This window comes from Bacillus cereus group sp. BfR-BA-01309 (assembly GCF_022664315.1).
Taxonomy (GTDB): Bacteria; Bacillota; Bacilli; order Bacillales; family Bacillaceae_G; genus Bacillus_A; species Bacillus_A mobilis.
This window is the reverse complement of sequence record NZ_JAKUHE010000076.1, coordinates 1-353: the sequence shown is the minus strand read 5'-3', so window position 1 is coordinate 353 and position 353 is coordinate 1. Positions and strand designations below refer to the sequence as shown.

Genomic DNA, 353 nt, shown 5'->3' with positions numbered 1-353 from the left:
ATTCGGTGCATCAGTATGAAAATTACGCTCTAAAATATTAGGGGCAATTCTACCGACTTTTCCTTTATAGGATTTATATTTCTTCATACGCACAACACACTTTAATCCAAGCTCTTTCATAATGCGCTGAACCTTCTTGTGATTCACTTTCTGACCACGATTCGTTAATTCATCACGAATGCGACGGTAACCATAACGACCTTCATTTTCTTCATAAATCGCTTTAATCTCTGCTTTCAAATCGACATCTACATCTGGACGATTCATTTTCTTTACTAAATCATAATACGTACTCCGTGGAATACCAGCTAGCTCCACGAGTACCTTCACCGAATATTTATGCCTTAATTCAT

General features: G+C 37.1%; 1 protein-coding gene. It reads right to left on the bottom strand.

The features are described from left to right. Positions 1–353 (bottom strand): IS3 family transposase (locus MR115_RS29695; RefSeq protein ID WP_242243863.1); only part of this gene is annotated, 353 nt, incomplete at both ends.